This window comes from Pseudoalteromonas sp. M8 (assembly GCF_018141365.1).
GTDB lineage: Bacteria > Pseudomonadota > Gammaproteobacteria > Enterobacterales > Alteromonadaceae > Pseudoalteromonas.
Map to the genome: position 1 here is coordinate 2,340,436 of NZ_CP047240.1, position 16,852 is coordinate 2,357,287.

Below are 16,852 nucleotides of genomic sequence, written 5' to 3' on the forward strand. Positions count from 1 at the left end.
AAAGTTAAATTACCAATTAGCAACCATGCTGCATGGGGTTATTAAATAAACACTAGCTTCCTGCCTGTGTCATTATAAATTACTTAGGTAAACAGCTTTTTGGAAGTTTACCGGCCACAATGGCGTCTTGAATAAAAGACATAACCTCTTTGAACACTTGCTCAGCATTATGCTCAGTTGTATCAACAACTATCGCATCGCTAGCAGGAACTAATGGGGCAACCTTGCGATTCATATCGCGATCATCGCGAGCTTTAATGTCTTCTAACAGACCACTTAGTGTAACATCATGGCCTTTCTCATTCAACTCAACAAATCGCCTGCGAGCACGCTCTTCTGCACTTGCAGTCAAATAAATTTTAAGTTCAGCATCAGGGAATACCACCGTTCCCATATCACGTCCATCAGCAATTAGGCCAACTTCAGTTCTAAAAGCGCGCTGACGTCGTAACAATGCTTCTCTCACTCGTGGCAATGCCGCAATTTTTGACGCAGCTGCGCCTACTTCTTCATTGCGAATAGTGTTAGTAACATCTTCACCTTCAAGTACAATTTTGCTTTTTTTAGTTTCTTTATCGATAGAAAACTGTACATCCAAATTGGCAGCGAGTGGGACTAAACCCTCTTCGTTATCAGTTGCAATTTGGTGGTGTAATGCCGCTAACGAAAGCACGCGATAAATCGCACCGCTATCCAACACTTCCCAATTTAATGCTTCAGCTAACAAGCGACAAACAGTTCCTTTGCCTGAACCACTTGGGCCGTCTACGGTGATAACTGGCATAGCTGCCTGCATTTAGACCTCCTAAAAATGCTCACCTGAATTTGACGGCGCATAGTATACGTCAATTTGCTGAATATATCCTTATTTACCTGTCATTTTTTGTTATATCTCAAATTATTAGTGCAACGAAAAATGCTATACGTCAGGTGCGAACTGGCTTTGATTGAATAAAACTCAATCAAACACCCGTGTATTTGACTTTGTTAAGATTGACTATTTTAGAGAAGATTTTAAGGTGTTGAAGATCTTCAACACCTTGGATGAAATTAATACTGACTAATGCTTTTTAACACTGAAAAATAGGTTGGGAAGGTTTTTGCAGTACATTTAGGGTCGTTAATCGTGATTGCTTGGCCACCCACAGCAACCATCGAGAAACACATCGCAATACGATGGTCATTATATGTGTCTACATCCGTGAAATTAAAATTAGCCGGTGGTGTAACTTCGATAAAGTCGTGCCCTTCTACCACTTCAGCACCTACTTTTTTAAGTTCAGTCGCCATGGCAGCTAGCCTATCGGTTTCTTTCACGCGCCAATTGTAAATATTACGAATTGCCGTTTTACCTTTTGCGAATAGTGCTACAGTTGCAAGCGTCATCGCCGCATCGGGAATAGCGTTGGCGTCAATGTCCACACCATTTAGCTCACCTTTTCGGACAACGATACGCTCATCATGCCAATCAATGTCTGCACCGACTTGTTCCATCACTTTGGCAAAACCGATATCACCTTGCACACTTTGTTTACCCACTCCCTTTATTTCAATTTCACCACCTGCGATTGCAGCTGCAGCAATGAAATAAGAAGCTGACGAGGCATCCCCTTCGACCATAAGTGTTCCAGGAGATTGATACTGCTGGCCTGCTTTCACCACAAAATGTTGGTAATCGTGGTTTTCGACATGAACCCCAAAGTGCGCCATCACGCCAATGGTAATATCAATATAAGGCTTTGAAACCAGTTCACCTTTAATCGCAATATTCGTATCGCCACTAAAAAGCGGTGCTGCCATCAATAATGCAGTTAAGAATTGGCTTGAGATACTGCCGTCAATCTCAACTTCACCACCAGCAAGTTGCTTACCTGCAACTTTTAACGGCGGGTAGTCTTTGTTTTTGAGATATTGAATATCGGCACCAAGCGTTTGCATGGCATCGACAAGATGGCCAATTGGGCGCTCTTCCATTCGTGGCTCACCAATCAGTTCATAATCACCGGGTATAGCTGCAAGCACTGCTGTTAATGGGCGATATGCTGTACCAGCATTGCCTAAAAATAGCGGCTCAACGGGGGTGTGAAAGTTGCCACCATTTCCTTTGACCAGTGCCACCGTATTATCGTCTTCTAACGTTACTTCAACGCCTAACTGGGATAGCGCACCTAACATATGGCGGATGTCATCGCTATCCAATAAGTTCGTCACTTTTGTCGTGCCTTCGCACAATGCTGCAAGCAACAAAATACGATTTGATAAGCTTTTAGAGCCAGGTAGCGTCACACTGCCACTGACTTTAGTAATAGGCTTGAGGGTCAATTGTTCCATCAACAGTTCTCCCGTGCGAATTTATCCATAAATGCAACTAACGCTTTGATCCCTTCAATTGGCATGGCGTTGTATATACTAGCTCGCATACCGCCAACAAAACGGTGGCCTTCAAGTGCAATTAAACCGTTTTGTTCTGCCTCTGCCAAGAATTTAGCATTTAGGCTGTCATCATTTAACCAAAATGGTACGTTCATCAATGAGCGACAATGTTTTGCAACTTTGTTTGAATAGAAGTCAGAGCCATCGATGTAATCGTATAAAATGGCTGCTTTTTCTTGATTGTGCGCTTCCATAGCTTTAACACCACCAATGCTTTCAAGATACTTGAATACCTCAAACGCAAGATACCATGCAAATGTCGGTGGTGTGTTGTACATGCTTTGCTGATCAGCCTCAATGGCGTAATCAAGGATAGCAGGTCTTGGCAGCCCTTCACGCTTCAATAACGTCTTACGTACAATGGCGATACTGAGACCCGAAGGACCGATATTTTTTTGCGCACCAGCATAGATCAAATCAAAGTCATCGACGTTAATTTCACGAGATAAAATATTGGAAGACATGTCCGCTACAATTGGTGCGGTTGCATGCTTTGGAACGTCAAATATTTCAATACCATCGATGGTTTCGTTTGGACAATAGTGAATATATGAAGCGTTTTCTGGTAGCTTCCACTCGGAGACAGGTAAAATATCGAATTGACCATTTTCGTCAGTACGAATATTAATCGCATGCGTTTGCGTGAATTTTTCACCTTCTTTCGTCGCACCGGTAGACCAGATCCCGTTCTCGATATATACGCCAGGTACACCATCAACATGTAGATTTAGCGGTACAGCTGCAAAGTGACCTCGGCCACCACCATGCATAAACAGGACTTCAAATTCATCAGAGATGTTCATCAAACGACGTAAGCTGGCTTCACACTGCTTCGCCATCTCCAAGTAAGGCGCTGAACGATGGCTAACTTCCATCACCGACACGCCTAAATTTTGCCAATCTAAAAATTCTTTTTGCGCTTTTTTCATAACTTCAACAGGTAACATCGCAGGACCCGCGCAAAAATTATAAACCGTCATATTTTTCCTCATTCCAAATAATCTAGATCATCCAAAGAATAGCGTTATTCTCATGACTTTTTGGATGAACAGTGGGCTGCCCGACTAAAACGTCGGATTGTTGGTAGCCTTAATTTATCAGGCTTCAGGCTCTTGTCATAGAGGAACAGATTGAAAAAATTGACAGAAAGAAAAAAAGCGACCGAAGTCGCTTTTTTTTGGATAGGGTTTTTTATTCCTCTGCGTCAGGTTCCGCAGCCGGTGTTGCTTCACCTTCAAACTCTGCAACATCACCTTCAGGCAACGCTTCCACTTCAATTTCTTCGATGCGTTGAAGACCAACTACCTTTTCTTCTTCCATCGTACGGATCAGAATAACACCTTGGGTGTTACGGCCTACCGTAGAAACTTCGTTTACACGCGTTCTAACTAGCGTACCACGGTTTGAGATCAGCATGATTTCATCGTTGTCATCAACTTGAACCGCACCAACCACAGAACCATTTCTTTCAGTTACTTTGATTGACACAACACCTTGTGTTGCACGGCTCTTCGCTGGGTACTCTTCAAGCGGTGTACGCTTACCATAACCATTTTCAGTTACGGTCAAGATTGCACCATCGCCTTGTGGTACGATTAGTGATACCACTTTCACGTCATCTGGCATCTTGATACCACGAACACCTGTTGCTGTACGGCCCATCGGACGTAAAGCCAACATTTCTTCGCCAGTTTCAGGATCACGCTTCACTTCACCTGTTTCAGAATCTCGCTGCTTCTCGTTAAAGCGTACAACTTTACCATGCTCAGTAAATAGCATGATGTCATTTTCACCTGTGGTGATGTTAGCACCGATCAGGCTATCGCCTTCGTTCAAGTTGATAGCAATAATGCCACTTGCACGCTGACGGCTGTATGCAGTCAGAGGTGTTTTCTTAACGATACCACTCGCCGTCGCCATGACGATAAACTTATCTTCTTCGTATTCACGAACCGGTAAAATTGTCGTAATACGCTCATCAGCTTCGAGTGGTAACAAGTTAACAATTGGCTTTCCGCGCGCAGCACGTGATGCAAGCGGCAGCTGGTAAACTTTCAACCAATACAAGCGGCCAGAAGTGGAGAAACAAAGAATTGTATCGTGAGTATTTGCAACGAGTAGACGTTCGATAAAGTCTTCATCTTTCATCTTAGTTGCAGATCGCCCTTTACCACCACGACGCTGAGCTTCGTAATCGCTAAGAGGTTGATACTTCACATAGCCTTCGTGAGAAAGCGTAACGACAACGTCTTCTTCGTTGATCAAATCTTCTAAACTGATATCGTGCGCAGCAGCGGTGATCTCTGTGCGACGCTCATCACCATACGTTTCTTTGATTTCAACTAACTCATCGCGGATCACTTCCATCAAACGCTCTGGAGTAGAAAGGATGTACAGTAGCTCAGCGATAAGATCGAGTAGTTCTTTGTATTCTGCTAGAATTTTCTCGTGCTCAAGACCTGTTAATTTGTGTAGTCTTAAGTCTAGGATTGCTTGGGCTTGTTGCTCAGACAAATAGTACTGACCATCACGGATCCCTAATTCTTGCGCTAACCAATCTGGACGCGCAACATTTTCTTCGCCAGTGCGCTCAAGCATTGATTTAACGTTACCAAGATCCCAAGCTCGCGCAGTTAGCGCCGCTTTCGCTTCCGCTGGTGTTGGTGACTTACGAATAAGCTCAATGATTGGGTCAATGTTAGCTAGCGCAATTGCGAGGCCTTCAAGCGTGTGCGCTCGGTCTCTTGCCTTACGCAGGTCAAATACAGTACGACGCGTTACAACTTCACGACGGTGAATAATAAACGCATCAAGCATTTCTTTCAGGTTGAAACACTTAGGCTGGTTGTTGTCTAGTGCAACCATATTGATGCCAAACACAGTTTGTAGTTGTGTTTGAGCATATAGGTTGTTTAGTACAACCTCACCGACTTCACCGCGTTTGATTTCAATAACAATACGCATACCGTCTTTATCCGACTCGTCGCGTAGTGCACTGATCCCTTCAACCTTTTTGTCTTTAACAAGTTCAGCAATTTTTTCGATTAGTCTTGCTTTGTTAACTTGGTAAGGAATTTCATGAACGATGATGGTTTCTTTGTTTGTTTTCTCATCGACTTCGATTTCAGCTTTCGCGCGGATATAGATCTTACCACGGCCTGTTTTATAGGCTTGTTCGATGCCGTTTTTACCGCTAATGATGGCGGCAGTCGGGAAATCAGGACCCGGAATATAGTCGATTAACTCTTCAATGGTGATGTCTGGATTCTGGATCACAGCCAAACAGCCATTGATCACCTCAGTTAAGTTGTGAGGTGGAATATTGGTCGCCATACCAACCGCAATACCAGATGAACCATTCACCAATAAGTTAGGCACTTTAGTTGGTAACACATCTGGAATTTGCTCTGTACCATCGTAGTTTGGTACATAATCAACGGTTTCTTTTTCAAGGTCAGCAAGTAACTCGTGAGCGACTTTCGCCATACGTACTTCGGTATAACGCATCGCAGCTGCAGAGTCACCATCGACAGAACCAAAGTTACCTTGTCCATCTACGAGCATATAGCGTAGAGAGAAAGGCTGAGCCATACGTACAATAGTATCGTAAACCGCGCTATCACCATGCGGGTGATATTTACCGATTACGTCACCAACTACACGAGCTGACTTTTTATAAGGTTTGTTCCAGTCATTTTTAAGTTCATTCATCGCGAACAATACACGACGGTGAACAGGCTTTAGGCCGTCACGTACGTCAGGTAATGCACGACCTACGATTACACTCATTGCATAATCTAGGTATGAATTTTTTAATTCATCTTCGATATTGACTGGCAGGATTTCATTGGCGAGATCAGACATTTGACTCCACTTTCCTTCAGTGTCCACCCCTTTTGTGTCACACTACAACTTGTGTTGAGATGCTATCTGAATAGCAAATTGCTTTTTCTGCTGAAGCGCCAATTAAACGCACTTCAAAAAATAGCCGAATTGCCTCAGAGTATCAGCGGGGGCTTTGTTTATTATAAAATTCGTCAAGCATGCTAACACACTTTTTACCGTTTTACAGGTGCTATTTTTATCTAATCCCCTTTATAATGCGCTCAATTCGACGAGGAAGTTTTTTATGACCGAACATCAAAATGTAGACCCTAATGAAATCGCTAAATTTGAAGAAATAGCAGAGCGCTGGTGGGACCGAGAGGGAGAATTTAAACCATTACACGACATTAACCCGTTGAGGTTGGACTTTATTAACGATAAGTGTGAAGGCCTATTCGCAAAAACAGTATTGGATGTCGGTTGTGGTGGCGGGATTTTAACAGAAAGCATGGCTAAGCTGGGTGCAAATGCAACCGGTATCGATATGGGGCAAGAGCCGCTTAACGTCGCAAAGCTCCACGCATTAGAGGTCGGCGTTAACGTAGACTATCAAAAAGTGCCAGCGGAAGAATTCGCAGCCATGCACCAAGGTGAGTTCGATGTAGTAACTTGCATGGAAATGCTAGAACACGTACCAGACCCAGAATCCATTATTCGTTCAGTCGCACAGCTAGTTAAGCCCGGCGGTCATGTATTTTTTTCTACCTTAAACAAAACTACAAAAGCGTATTTACTGGCTATCGTCGCCGCAGAAAAACTGCTTAAAATGGTTCCTGAAGGCACGCATGAGCATGATAAATTTATTCGCCCTTCAACCTTAATTGATTGGGCTGAAAAATACGACCTCAAAGTTAGGGCGGCGACAGGGGTTAACTACAACCCTATCGGCAAAACATTTACCTTAACTAAAGACGTTTCAGTTAACTACATTCTACACTTTGAGAAGCTGGCATGATCCAGGCGGTACTATTTGATTTAGACGGCACCTTGCTGGATACCAGTGATGACTTGGGAGCCGCACTAAACCACGTTTTAGCTGCTAATAAAATGCCTACTGTCGGCAAACAGGTTTATAGCAGTGCGATTTCAAACGGCGTAGCAGCGATGTTGCAAGTAGGATTTGGTGAGTCATTAAAGCACTACGACATTCAAATATTACGGCAGGGTGTACTCGACTACTACCTGGCGAATTTATCAGTACATTCCCAATGCTTTGCGCAAATTGGTGAGTTATTAGCGGCACTTTTAGAAAAAGAGATTCAGGTTGGGATCATGACGAACAAACCTGAGTTTTTAACACTTCCGCTACTAAAACAGATCCCTGAACTTGCAAAGATCGAGACAGTAGTATGCGGAGATACACTGGCGGTGGCCAAGCCTCATCCAGAACCTTTGCTATTAGTGGCTTCAAAATTGGGGATTTCGCCAGAGCAGTGTATTTATGTTGGCGATGCTGAGCGAGACATTATTGCTGCAAAATCCGCAAAAATGATTAGTGCAGCAGCAATGTGGGGATTCATTCCATCTGAATCCGAAGCTAAGTCTTGGCATGCGGATCTCTATCTTACTAACCCATTAGACACGTTATCGCATATTTAGTGTCGATAAAAAAATAAAACACCATATATTGTGTTTTTGCTATAATAGATACGAATTTGTGTAGAAAAAAATCAGTTAGAATTTTTTTTTATTTTTGCTGAAAAGCATCATCTTTTTGTTGATTTTTCTTTGTGGGCAGATAAGTGGATTGTCATAGGTTAGTGGGTACTTACATAAATAAATTATCCCAAACTTATCCACAATTCTGCCCGAGTTGTTCTCTTGCAAATTCACGTCAACCCCACTATCTTGTGATCCCTAGCCACTAGGGCACCATATATAGTGGTGGTTTGCTAAACAATTTTATATTCGTGCGATATCTAAAGCGCGTTCCTAAGGAATACAGGCACATAACATGAACCAACAGCTATCTGTATGCAAAAGAAACGGTCGCAAAGAACCGTTAGATCTAGATAAGATCCATCGTGTCATTACATGGGCGGCAGAAGGCCTAGATAACGTCTCAGTTTCTCAGGTTGAATTAAAGTCACACATCCAGTTTTATGACGGTATTCGTACTGGTGATATCCACGAAACGATTATTAAAGCTGCAGCCGATCTGATCTCAAAAGAGTCTCCAGATTATCAGTATCTAGCCGCTCGTTTGGCTATTTTCCACTTGCGTAAGAAAGCCTATGGCTGTTTTGAGCCGCCGCACTTACACGACCATGTGGTAAAGCTGGTTGAAGACAAGCGCTATGATCAGCACCTTCTCACTGACTACACAAAAGCAGAGTTTGATGAGCTAAACAGCTACATCGACCATAGCCGAGATATGAACTTCAGCTATGCAGCCGTTAAGCAGTTGGAAGGTAAGTACCTTGTACAAAACCGCGTAACAGGTGAGATCTATGAAAGTGCGCAGTTCTTATATGTTCTTGTTGCTGCAAGCCTGTTTGCAAACTACCCGAAAGAAACGCGTCTAGATTACATTAAGCGATTCTACGATGCGGTTTCAACATTCAAAATTTCATTACCAACGCCAATTATGGCTGGTGTTCGTACGCCGACACGTCAGTTTAGCTCATGCGTACTGATTGAATGTGCTGATAGCCTAGATTCAATCAACGCAACTTCTTCTGCGATTGTAAAATACGTCAGTCAGCGCGCTGGTATCGGTATTAACGCAGGTCGTATTCGTGCACTAGGTAGCCCAATCAGAAATGGTGAAGCGTACCACACAGGATGTATTCCGTTTTATAAGCACTTCCAAACAGCTGTTAAAAGCTGTTCTCAAGGCGGTGTGCGTGGTGGTGCAGCGACCCTATTCTACCCGCTTTGGCATCTTGAAGTTGAAAACCTATTAGTACTAAAAAATAACCGTGGTGTTGAAGAAAACCGCGTGCGTCATTTAGATTATGGCGTGCAGTTCAACAAAACCATGTATAGCCGCCTAATTAAAGACGACTATATCACGCTCTTTAGTCCATCAGATGTGCCAGGCCTTTACGACGCATTCTTTGAAGATCAAGATAAATTCGAAGAACTGTATGTTAAGTACGAGCAAGATGAGTCTATTCGTAAGAAACGCATTAAGGCGATTGAATTATTCTCAATGTTTGCGCAAGAACGTGCGAGCACCGGTCGTATTTATCTACAAAACGTTGACCACTGTAATACACACAGCCCGTTTGACTCTAAGGTTGCACCGATCCGCCAGTCAAACCTATGTCTTGAAATTGCACTACCAACGAAGCCGTTAAGCCATGTAAATGACCCTGAAGGTGAAATTGCACTTTGTACGCTTTCAGCGTTTAACTTAGGTGCTATCAAGTCTTTAGATGAGCTAGAAGAGTTAGCAGAGCTTGCGGTTCGCGCACTTGATAACCTATTAGACTATCAAGACTATCCTGTTCCTGCTGCGTACAATGCAACGATGGGACGCCGTACACTGGGTATCGGTGTGATTAACTTTGCTTATTATCTTGCAAAGAATGGTGTTAAGTACTCAGACGGTAGTGCTAACGGCCTAACACACAGAACATTTGAAGCGATCCAATACTATCTGATGAAAGCATCGAATGAACTGGCAAAAGAACGCGGCGCTTGTCCTAAGTTTAACGAGACGACCTACTCACAAGGTATCATGCCAATAGATACCTATAAGCGTGACCTTGATAAAGTCTGTGAAGAGCCATTACGCCTTGACTGGGATGCGTTAAGAGCAAGTATCCAAGAACACGGTATGCGTAACTCAACGTTGTCAGCCTTGATGCCATCTGAAACATCATCGCAAATTTCAAACGCGACAAACGGTATTGAACCACCTCGTGGTCATATCAGTGTTAAAGCAAGTAAAGATGGTATCTTGAAGCAAGTTGTACCTGAGTACGATCGCCTCAAGAACAACTATGAACTACTTTGGGATATTCCATCTAACGATGGTTACCTTGCGCTGGTTGGTATTATGCAGAAGTTCATCGATCAAACTATCTCTGCAAATACCAATTATGATCCAAGTAAGTTTGAAGCAGGTAAAGTTCCTATGAAGCTATTGCTAAAAGACTTACTCACCGCATACAAACTTGGTGTTAAAACACTTTATTACCATAACACCCGCGACGGTGCTTCGGATGCTCAAGATGAGATGAAACCAGAAGCAGAAGACGATGGTTGTGAAGGCGGCGCTTGTAAAATATAACTTTTTATGCGGGTGGTCATCACCCGCTTTTTTAGGTATTGAGTAACACATTTATGGCATATTCTACGTTTAGCAGAAATCATAACGACCAATTAAAAGAACCGATGTTTTTCGGACAAACTGTTAATGTATCTCGCTACGACCAACAGAAGTTCCCTATTTTCGAAAAGCTAATTGAAAAGCAATTATCGTTTTTCTGGCGTCCAGAAGAAGTAGACGTAAGTAAGGATAGATTGGACTTTCAGGCACTTCCTGAGCACGAAAGACATATCTTTTTGAGCAACCTAAAATATCAAACATTGCTAGACAGTGTGCAAGGTCGCTCTCCAAACGTTGCACTTTTGCCGATCGTCTCCATCCCTGAGCTTGAAACTTGGATCGAAACTTGGGCATTTAGTGAAACTATTCACAGTCGCTCTTATACTCACATTATTCGTAATGTAACGCAAAACCCTGAGTTAATCTTTGATGACATCGTGGGCAATGACAAAATTGTTGAACGTGCGGATGCAGTGACCAAGTATTATGACGAACTGATTGAAAAGGTAAGCCTTTATAATCAATACGGTGAAGGCAAGCATGAAATTAACGGCACAACGGTCGTCATAAACTTGTTTGAACTGAAAAAGCTTCTGTACCTTTGCATCATGTCAGTAAACATCTTAGAAGCTATTCGCTTCTACGTGAGTTTTGCCTGCTCGTTTGCTTTTGCTGAGCGAGAGCTTATGGAAGGTAATGCAAAGATCATCAAGCTAATTGCTCGTGATGAAGCGCTTCATTTGTCTGGCACACAGCACATGCTGAATATCATGCAAGAAGGCAAAGATGACCCTGAAATGTCTATCGTGGCAGCACAATGCCGTGACGAAGCGATTAAGATGTTTGTTGAAGCAGCTGAGCAAGAAAAAGAATGGGCTGAGTATCTGTTTAAAGACGGTTCAATGATTGGACTAAACAAAGATATTTTGTGTCAATACGTTGAGTACATCACAAATATTCGTATGTCAGCGGTTGGTTTACCAACGCAATTTGAGACCAAATCGAACCCTATTCCGTGGATCAATGCTTGGCTTGTTTCTGACAATGTTCAAGTTGCACCACAGGAAGCTGAGATCAGCTCATACCTTGTTGGACAAATCGACTCTGAAGTTGATGCCTCTGACTTTGGCGATTTCGACCTGTAATGGTTGAAAAGCCATCCTTCCTAATTCAGGTTGAGAATATTGAGGAGCCACTGGAATATGTGGCTTCTTCGTCTTCGATACTCGAAACCCTTGAAGCCGCAAATATTGAAGTCCCCTATCAATGCCGCGAGGGTTTTTGCGGCGCCTGCCGCGCCAAGCTCATTGAAGGACAAACACAGTACGCGAACGAGCCGCTTGCTTTTGTGAGAGATGGGGAAATTTTATTGTGCTGTAGCAGACCCACAAGCCATATTAAAATAGAGTTGCCGTAAATAACCAAAATCCGCGACATAACAACTTGTTCTCTAGCAGCCGTTATCCCGAGTTTAGGTTAACTAGTGCGTTAAATCAGCTTGGTAATTTGAGTACGAATGTAGTGTTCACTATCAGTAACACTCATCGCCCCATTTTCAAAAATCACGTCCCAATGTAAACTTCGCGTCAGCATTTCACACAATTCAGCTACAAAGTCCGTGGGAATACTAAACACAGAGAAAGATCCAATAAACTGTAATTGCGCTCGACGCTCTTCAAACCATTGCTCACCGTCAGCACACAACACTACAACCTTAGCATAAAGCTTTTCATACTTGAGTATCTCATCAACCTCTAAGGTACCAATAAACAAAGCGACTTCAACCTGGTCGTTGTCGTCTTCTAGCCATACGTCCGGCCAATGTTTTTTCTCCGCCTTGCTCCACTTTGCCGGCTTATCAAAAGACAGTGCGCATATCCCAAGCAGTTTCATCGCAAAATGCTCGCTACTTTCTTTTGACAACATGGCGGTAGTAAACGCTTCTTCATGGTGGCTATGGTGAAATAAGTCAGCAACCTTAATCCTTGCCTTGAAAACAAATGGCTTGTTCATTATGTTGTGCTCACTTTAGCTTGTTTCTTAACTATAGCTGTAATTCTAATTTCAACAATAACTAAGTTATAGTATAACGTTATTGATCCGCAAAATTTGTAGTGTTATATTATCACTCTATTAGTCGAACAGCTCACTCGTTCAATACATAACCTAACTCGTGGTAATAAAAATATGTTTAAGCAGTCTCTTATCGCCAGCGCATTAATTTCAATAATAGGTGCAGCGCCAGCTTATGCTGCACAACTAACAGGTAAAGTTGTTGACGCAAACAATCAACCACTTAGTAATGTAACCATCCATCTTCATGGCAAAAGCAAGTCAGTTAAATCAGATAAGAATGGCCAATTTACCATTGCAATAGATGCTGATTCTCAATTACACGTTACTAAGCCTAATTATCTTGATAAACGTGTAGATGTAGATGAAGCCCAAGGATTTGTTCGAGTCGAACTAAAACCAACATCTGTTGAGAGCATTGTTGTTTACTCTTCTGCCCTACATAAAAATAGTATGGAAATGACCTCTCCGGTCAGTGTATTAAGTGGGGATGAGCTAAAAAACCGTGCCAAACCAACACTGGGTGAAACACTAAAAGGCCAACCAGGGATCAATGCTAGTTACTTTGGTCCGGTGAGTTCAAGCCCTATCATCCGTGGTTTAGATGGTCCTCGGGTTAAAATCACGCAAAACGGGTTAGACAGTAGCGATGCCTCGCGCGTTGGCCCAGATCACGCCAACACTAATGACTCGCTGGCTGCGCAGCAAATTGAAGTGCTAAGAGGTCCTGCAACCCTACTTTACGGCTCAGGTGCAATCGGTGGTGTGGTTAATGTTGTTGATAATCGTATTCCGACAGACGTGATCGATAGCCTTCAGGGCGCTGCCGACTATAGCCATGATACCAACTCAAATACCAATACCTTTGCGGTATTATTAGAATCCGGCTTTGACGGATTTAACTTCCATTTCGATGGCGTTAAGCGTAAAGGTGGTGATTATGAAACCCCTAATTTCGCGCTTCCACACGACGAACATGAAGAACACGAGCATGAACATGAAGGCGAAGATCATGCCCACGAAGCAGAAGAGCATGAAACAGAGTACGCCAATCGCGTCGACAATACCTTTATCGATTCTGAGCAATTTAACTTAGGTACAAGTTACGTTGGCGATCATCTGACCGTTGGTTTCTCTTATGGCCGTGTTGATACGGACTATGGCATTCCTGCTCACTCTCATATTGGTCATGACCATGATCACGAGCATGAAGAGGAAGGGCATGACCACGAAGAAGAATCCGTATTTGCTCGAGTAAAACAAGACCGTTGGCAAGGGCTTGTAAATTATGCAGTACACAGTGACTGGCTTGAATCTGTTGGCCTACGTGTCGGCTACACCGATTATGAACACGCTGAAATTGAAGATGGAAACATTGGCACTGTATTTGAGAATGATACAACTGAGTTACGCTTAACGGCAGAGCACCGCTTAGGAGAGTGGCACGGCACTGTTGGTTATCATTTCTCCGACAGCGATTACGCCGCAAACGGTGCAGAAGCTTTCACGCCATCGACCAATACCAAAACGCACGCACTTTATATCCTTGAAGAACGTCGTTTTGGAGACTTCACACTTGAGTTAGGTGCTCGTATTGAAGACTACCAGTTATCAAGCAAAGGCAATCAACTGGAAGCGTACGAAGAAGATCATGACCATGAAGGTGAACACGACCATGATCACGACCATGACCATGGTGGTAACTTAGATAATGGGTTTATTTCTTATGACCTGGAAATGACCAATCTAAGCTTGTCTATTGGTGGCGTGTACGACTTTGCTGAAGGCCAAAACGTCGCTGTTTCGCTGTCTCGCTCGGAGCGCGCACCATTAACCGCCGAATTGCTTTCAAATGGCATTCATATCGCAACCAGCACCTATGAACTAGGGCTTGGTTATGAGCTAGAAGGTGATCATTTACACTTTGAGCCGCAAGATATCGAACAAGAAACATCAAACAACCTAGACATTAGCTTTAGAAAGTTCTCAGGTAACTTTGGCTATACCGTTAATTTCTTCTATAACGACATCGAAAACTTCTACTATCAGGCATTAACAGACTATATCTATAGTCCAGAGCACGGTTTAGAAGTGGCGGATCATGCACATGAAGGCGCTGTTCCGGTGTTTAAGTTTGAAAGCAGTGATGCCAAGCTATACGGCCTTGAGTTTGATGCCCATTACAAACTAAGCAACTTTGCACGCGTCAAAGTGTTTGGTGACTCGCTGACAGCGAAGTTAGATAACGACGAATATTTACCACGTATTCCAAGCAACAAGCTAGGTCTCGATTACGAACACAGTTACGAGAACCTAACAGCTAACTTCACGGTGACACATTACTTCAAGCAAGACAACATCGCGAGCTATGAAAGTGAAACTAAGGGCTATACGTTAGTGGATATGTCGTTTAACTATGACTTTGAGTTTATGGGCAGTGACATGGTTGGTTATGTTAACCTTGATAACCTAACAGATGAGCTAGGCTTTGTGCATAGCTCGTTTATCAAAGAGCAAGCCCCTCTTCCAGGTCGTAATATCAAGCTTGGCATTAGAGGCTACTTTTAATACCGATTCCTTTCTTTTATAGAAGCCAAAAAGCTACCTCTTGTGGGTAGCTTTTTTATTTGGATTATTTATATTTTACTACTTCTTATACTCAACGTGATGAAGTTCTCAAAGTTGGTAGCGTCTAAAATATCAAGCGTGAACCTATGGCTATTCACCCAACGAGATAATATCCAATCAATGTTAGGATCTTTCAAATCACGCAGTGCAAGGATAAAGTCGCCTGTTGATGCTCCGCTTTTAACATGTGCTGCATAAAAAGTACGTAGTAAATGATTAAACCTTTCCTCTCCTAGCTCATGATGCAAAAGCGCAAAAAATAGCGCCCCTACCGAATAGGCATTAAGTCCAGCTTTTCCATACTCTTCAAACGCAGTCGTTAAATATTTAGGCTGTTTAACGAACTGGTTTTTTGCTCGTTTTAGTACGTTTGTCATATGCGAGCTTAAAGACACCCTTTTATTCAGCCGTGAATCCGTTAAATACTCTAAAAAGGTAGCCTTACCTTCATTCCAGCGTGGTGAGTAGCTTTCATTCGAACGTGGGTCCCATAGATGACTCAGTTCGTGATACAAACGAGTTACCTCCACAAACCCCTCGCTGTCTTGAATAATTGCGGTAACATCAGCTTGAGCACCAAACCCCTTTGGGATCTCTATAAAGCTAAACTCACCAGTGCTTTGACGTTGACCAAACCAACTTTCATACAACGTTATGGTTTGTTTTGCCTTTTCCATATAGTCAGTTGCATATTTATTTCCCGGTAACGTAAATAGCTTAAAGCCATGCCCTTTTGTCACGGTATATGGTGCGACCATGAAGTCCATTCTCCATGAGGGTTTCTGGTTTTTGTATGAATAAACCTTTCGTCCTTGTTCGGTTTCTGTTACGCCTAGTAAAATTCCACCATTTGCTACTACTAAGCCGCTATCCACTTCGATGCTAGCGGTGTAGTTATACAGCTTCTGCCAAAAGCGTGACGCGCGATTGACCCTATCATCAGGCACTGTGATGAGCGGATAAGCATATGCGTCCATACGAATAATAGAAAACAAAGGGGTGATGTCATCTTTAATATAAGCCATCCCAGTTTCTACATACCCCTTTATATGGCCAGAATAATTAACAGTAAAAGTTGTTTGTTGATCGGGTTGGAGCGCCTCAGATAACGATAATTTAATATAATTAGACTGAAATAGTGAGTCATCAATATTACTTACTACTCCTTGTGTATAGTTGAGGGACTTACCCGCTTCCGAAGTGATATCGACAACACTAAGCAAGCGATAAAGTCTTAATGGGATTACGCTAGTTGGTGTTGTTCCTTGATTTTTAACCGTTATCGTTGCGCTGCCAGATAGACTGCTTGTTTGTGTATGTATGTTGAGATTGAGATGATAGTTGGTTGCAAATGTTTCTATTTTTTCAATGCTGGGGAGCTCGCTTGCTGAAGCAGAAATGCAGCTTAGCCACAAAAAAATACGTAGCAAATACATCGTCTATCCTTAATATTATTTTGTTGTTTTAACAAAAATAGAGCGGAAAGCATGTTTTTACTACCATATTTTTTTGTATCATTGCTTTAGATCAAAAAACAAAATCTGTTAATCACTA

Annotated in this window: 12 protein-coding genes; 6 read left to right on the forward strand and 6 right to left on the reverse strand. The window is 42.7% G+C overall.

What is annotated here, in order from left to right:
* Nucleotides 1-79: 79 nt before the first annotated feature.
* The 4 genes from cmk to gyrA all read right to left on the reverse strand — a co-directional run bounded on the left by cmk (nucleotide 80) and on the right by gyrA (nucleotide 6,297).
* Entirely contained in the window at nucleotides 80-796 is a 717-nt protein-coding gene (gene cmk, locus GSF13_RS15140) for a (d)CMP kinase (RefSeq protein WP_211866130.1), read from the reverse strand.
* 254 nt (nucleotides 797-1,050) lie between these two features.
* On the reverse strand, nucleotides 1,051-2,331 hold the full coding sequence (gene aroA / locus GSF13_RS15145) for a 3-phosphoshikimate 1-carboxyvinyltransferase (protein WP_206473193.1): 1,281 nt from the start codon (nucleotides 2,329-2,331) through the stop codon (nucleotides 1,051-1,053).
* Nucleotides 2,331-3,413 (reverse strand): 3-phosphoserine/phosphohydroxythreonine transaminase, encoded by a 1,083-nt coding sequence (gene serC, locus GSF13_RS15150; RefSeq protein WP_102056857.1) that lies wholly within the window; start codon nucleotides 3,411-3,413, stop codon nucleotides 2,331-2,333. Before serC ends, aroA begins: the two co-directional genes overlap by 1 nt.
* Nucleotides 3,414-3,624: 211 nt before the next feature.
* Nucleotides 3,625-6,297: a DNA gyrase subunit A gene (gyrA, locus tag GSF13_RS15155; RefSeq protein ID WP_206473192.1), complete on the reverse strand. Its 2,673-nt coding sequence runs from the start codon at nucleotides 6,295-6,297 to the stop codon at nucleotides 3,625-3,627.
* A 265-nt stretch (nucleotides 6,298-6,562) separates the two neighbouring features.
* Between gyrA and ubiG the strand changes: the two genes are divergently transcribed.
* The 5 genes from ubiG to yfaE all read left to right on the forward strand — a co-directional run bounded on the left by ubiG (nucleotide 6,563) and on the right by yfaE (nucleotide 12,014).
* Nucleotides 6,563-7,273: a bifunctional 2-polyprenyl-6-hydroxyphenol methylase/3-demethylubiquinol 3-O-methyltransferase UbiG gene (gene ubiG, locus GSF13_RS15160; RefSeq protein WP_174168818.1), complete on the forward strand. Its 711-nt coding sequence runs from the start codon at nucleotides 6,563-6,565 to the stop codon at nucleotides 7,271-7,273.
* On the forward strand, nucleotides 7,270-7,917 hold the full coding sequence (locus tag GSF13_RS15165; RefSeq protein WP_174168817.1) for an HAD-IA family hydrolase: 648 nt from the start codon (nucleotides 7,270-7,272) through the stop codon (nucleotides 7,915-7,917). Before ubiG ends, GSF13_RS15165 begins: the two co-directional genes overlap by 4 nt.
* Nucleotides 7,918-8,272: 355 nt before the next feature.
* A complete protein-coding gene (nrdA, locus tag GSF13_RS15170; RefSeq protein WP_174168816.1) occupies nucleotides 8,273-10,558 on the forward strand; it encodes a class 1a ribonucleoside-diphosphate reductase subunit alpha in 2,286 nt (761 codons plus the stop codon).
* 53 nt (nucleotides 10,559-10,611) lie between these two features.
* Nucleotides 10,612-11,742, forward strand: a complete 1,131-nt coding sequence (nrdB, locus tag GSF13_RS15175; RefSeq protein WP_010604850.1) for a class Ia ribonucleoside-diphosphate reductase subunit beta — start codon at nucleotides 10,612-10,614, stop codon at nucleotides 11,740-11,742.
* Nucleotides 11,742-12,014, forward strand: coding sequence for a class I ribonucleotide reductase maintenance protein YfaE (yfaE, locus tag GSF13_RS15180; protein ID WP_010604851.1), 273 nt, complete (start codon nucleotides 11,742-11,744; stop codon nucleotides 12,012-12,014). The genes nrdB and yfaE overlap by 1 nt, the downstream gene beginning before the upstream one ends.
* 71 nt (nucleotides 12,015-12,085) lie before the next feature.
* Here yfaE and GSF13_RS15185 read toward each other — a convergent pair whose 3' ends face one another.
* Nucleotides 12,086-12,610 carry a YaeQ family protein gene (locus tag GSF13_RS15185; protein WP_039495785.1) on the reverse strand — a complete coding sequence of 175 codons (525 nt, stop codon included), beginning with the start codon at nucleotides 12,608-12,610 and terminating at the stop codon, nucleotides 12,086-12,088.
* Between the two features lie 174 nt (nucleotides 12,611-12,784).
* Here GSF13_RS15185 and GSF13_RS15190 point away from each other — a divergent pair, with 174 nt between their 5' ends.
* Nucleotides 12,785-15,238, forward strand: a complete 2,454-nt coding sequence (locus GSF13_RS15190; protein ID WP_211866132.1) for a TonB-dependent receptor — start codon at nucleotides 12,785-12,787, stop codon at nucleotides 15,236-15,238.
* A 68-nt stretch (nucleotides 15,239-15,306) separates the two neighbouring features.
* Here GSF13_RS15190 and GSF13_RS15195 read toward each other — a convergent pair whose 3' ends face one another.
* The gene (locus GSF13_RS15195; protein ID WP_211866134.1) at nucleotides 15,307-16,734 is read right to left on the reverse strand and encodes a M1 family aminopeptidase; all 1,428 of its coding nucleotides are present in this window, start codon (nucleotides 16,732-16,734) and stop codon (nucleotides 15,307-15,309) included.
* Between the last annotated feature and the right edge of the window lie 118 nt (nucleotides 16,735-16,852).

What these genes read in the sequence shown, in the direction of transcription:
- cmk (WP_211866130.1), bottom strand. Translation starts at nt 796, where the DNA reads ATGCAGGCAGCTATGCCAGTTATCACCGTAGACGGCCCAAGTGGTTCA.
- aroA (WP_206473193.1), bottom strand. Translation starts at nt 2,331, where the DNA reads ATGGAACAATTGACCCTCAAGCCTATTACTAAAGTCAGTGGCAGTGTG.
- serC (WP_102056857.1), bottom strand. Translation starts at nt 3,413, where the DNA reads ATGACGGTTTATAATTTTTGCGCGGGTCCTGCGATGTTACCTGTTGAA.
- gyrA (WP_206473192.1), bottom strand. Translation starts at nt 6,297, where the DNA reads ATGTCTGATCTCGCCAATGAAATCCTGCCAGTCAATATCGAAGATGAA.
- ubiG (WP_174168818.1), top strand. Translation starts at nt 6,563, where the DNA reads ATGACCGAACATCAAAATGTAGACCCTAATGAAATCGCTAAATTTGAA.
- GSF13_RS15165 (WP_174168817.1), top strand. Translation starts at nt 7,270, where the DNA reads ATGATCCAGGCGGTACTATTTGATTTAGACGGCACCTTGCTGGATACC.
- nrdA (WP_174168816.1), top strand. Translation starts at nt 8,273, where the DNA reads ATGAACCAACAGCTATCTGTATGCAAAAGAAACGGTCGCAAAGAACCG.
- nrdB (WP_010604850.1), top strand. Translation starts at nt 10,612, where the DNA reads ATGGCATATTCTACGTTTAGCAGAAATCATAACGACCAATTAAAAGAA.
- yfaE (WP_010604851.1), top strand. Translation starts at nt 11,742, where the DNA reads ATGGTTGAAAAGCCATCCTTCCTAATTCAGGTTGAGAATATTGAGGAG.
- GSF13_RS15185 (WP_039495785.1), bottom strand. Translation starts at nt 12,610, where the DNA reads ATGAACAAGCCATTTGTTTTCAAGGCAAGGATTAAGGTTGCTGACTTA.
- GSF13_RS15190 (WP_211866132.1), top strand. Translation starts at nt 12,785, where the DNA reads ATGTTTAAGCAGTCTCTTATCGCCAGCGCATTAATTTCAATAATAGGT.
- GSF13_RS15195 (WP_211866134.1), bottom strand. Translation starts at nt 16,734, where the DNA reads ATGTATTTGCTACGTATTTTTTTGTGGCTAAGCTGCATTTCTGCTTCA.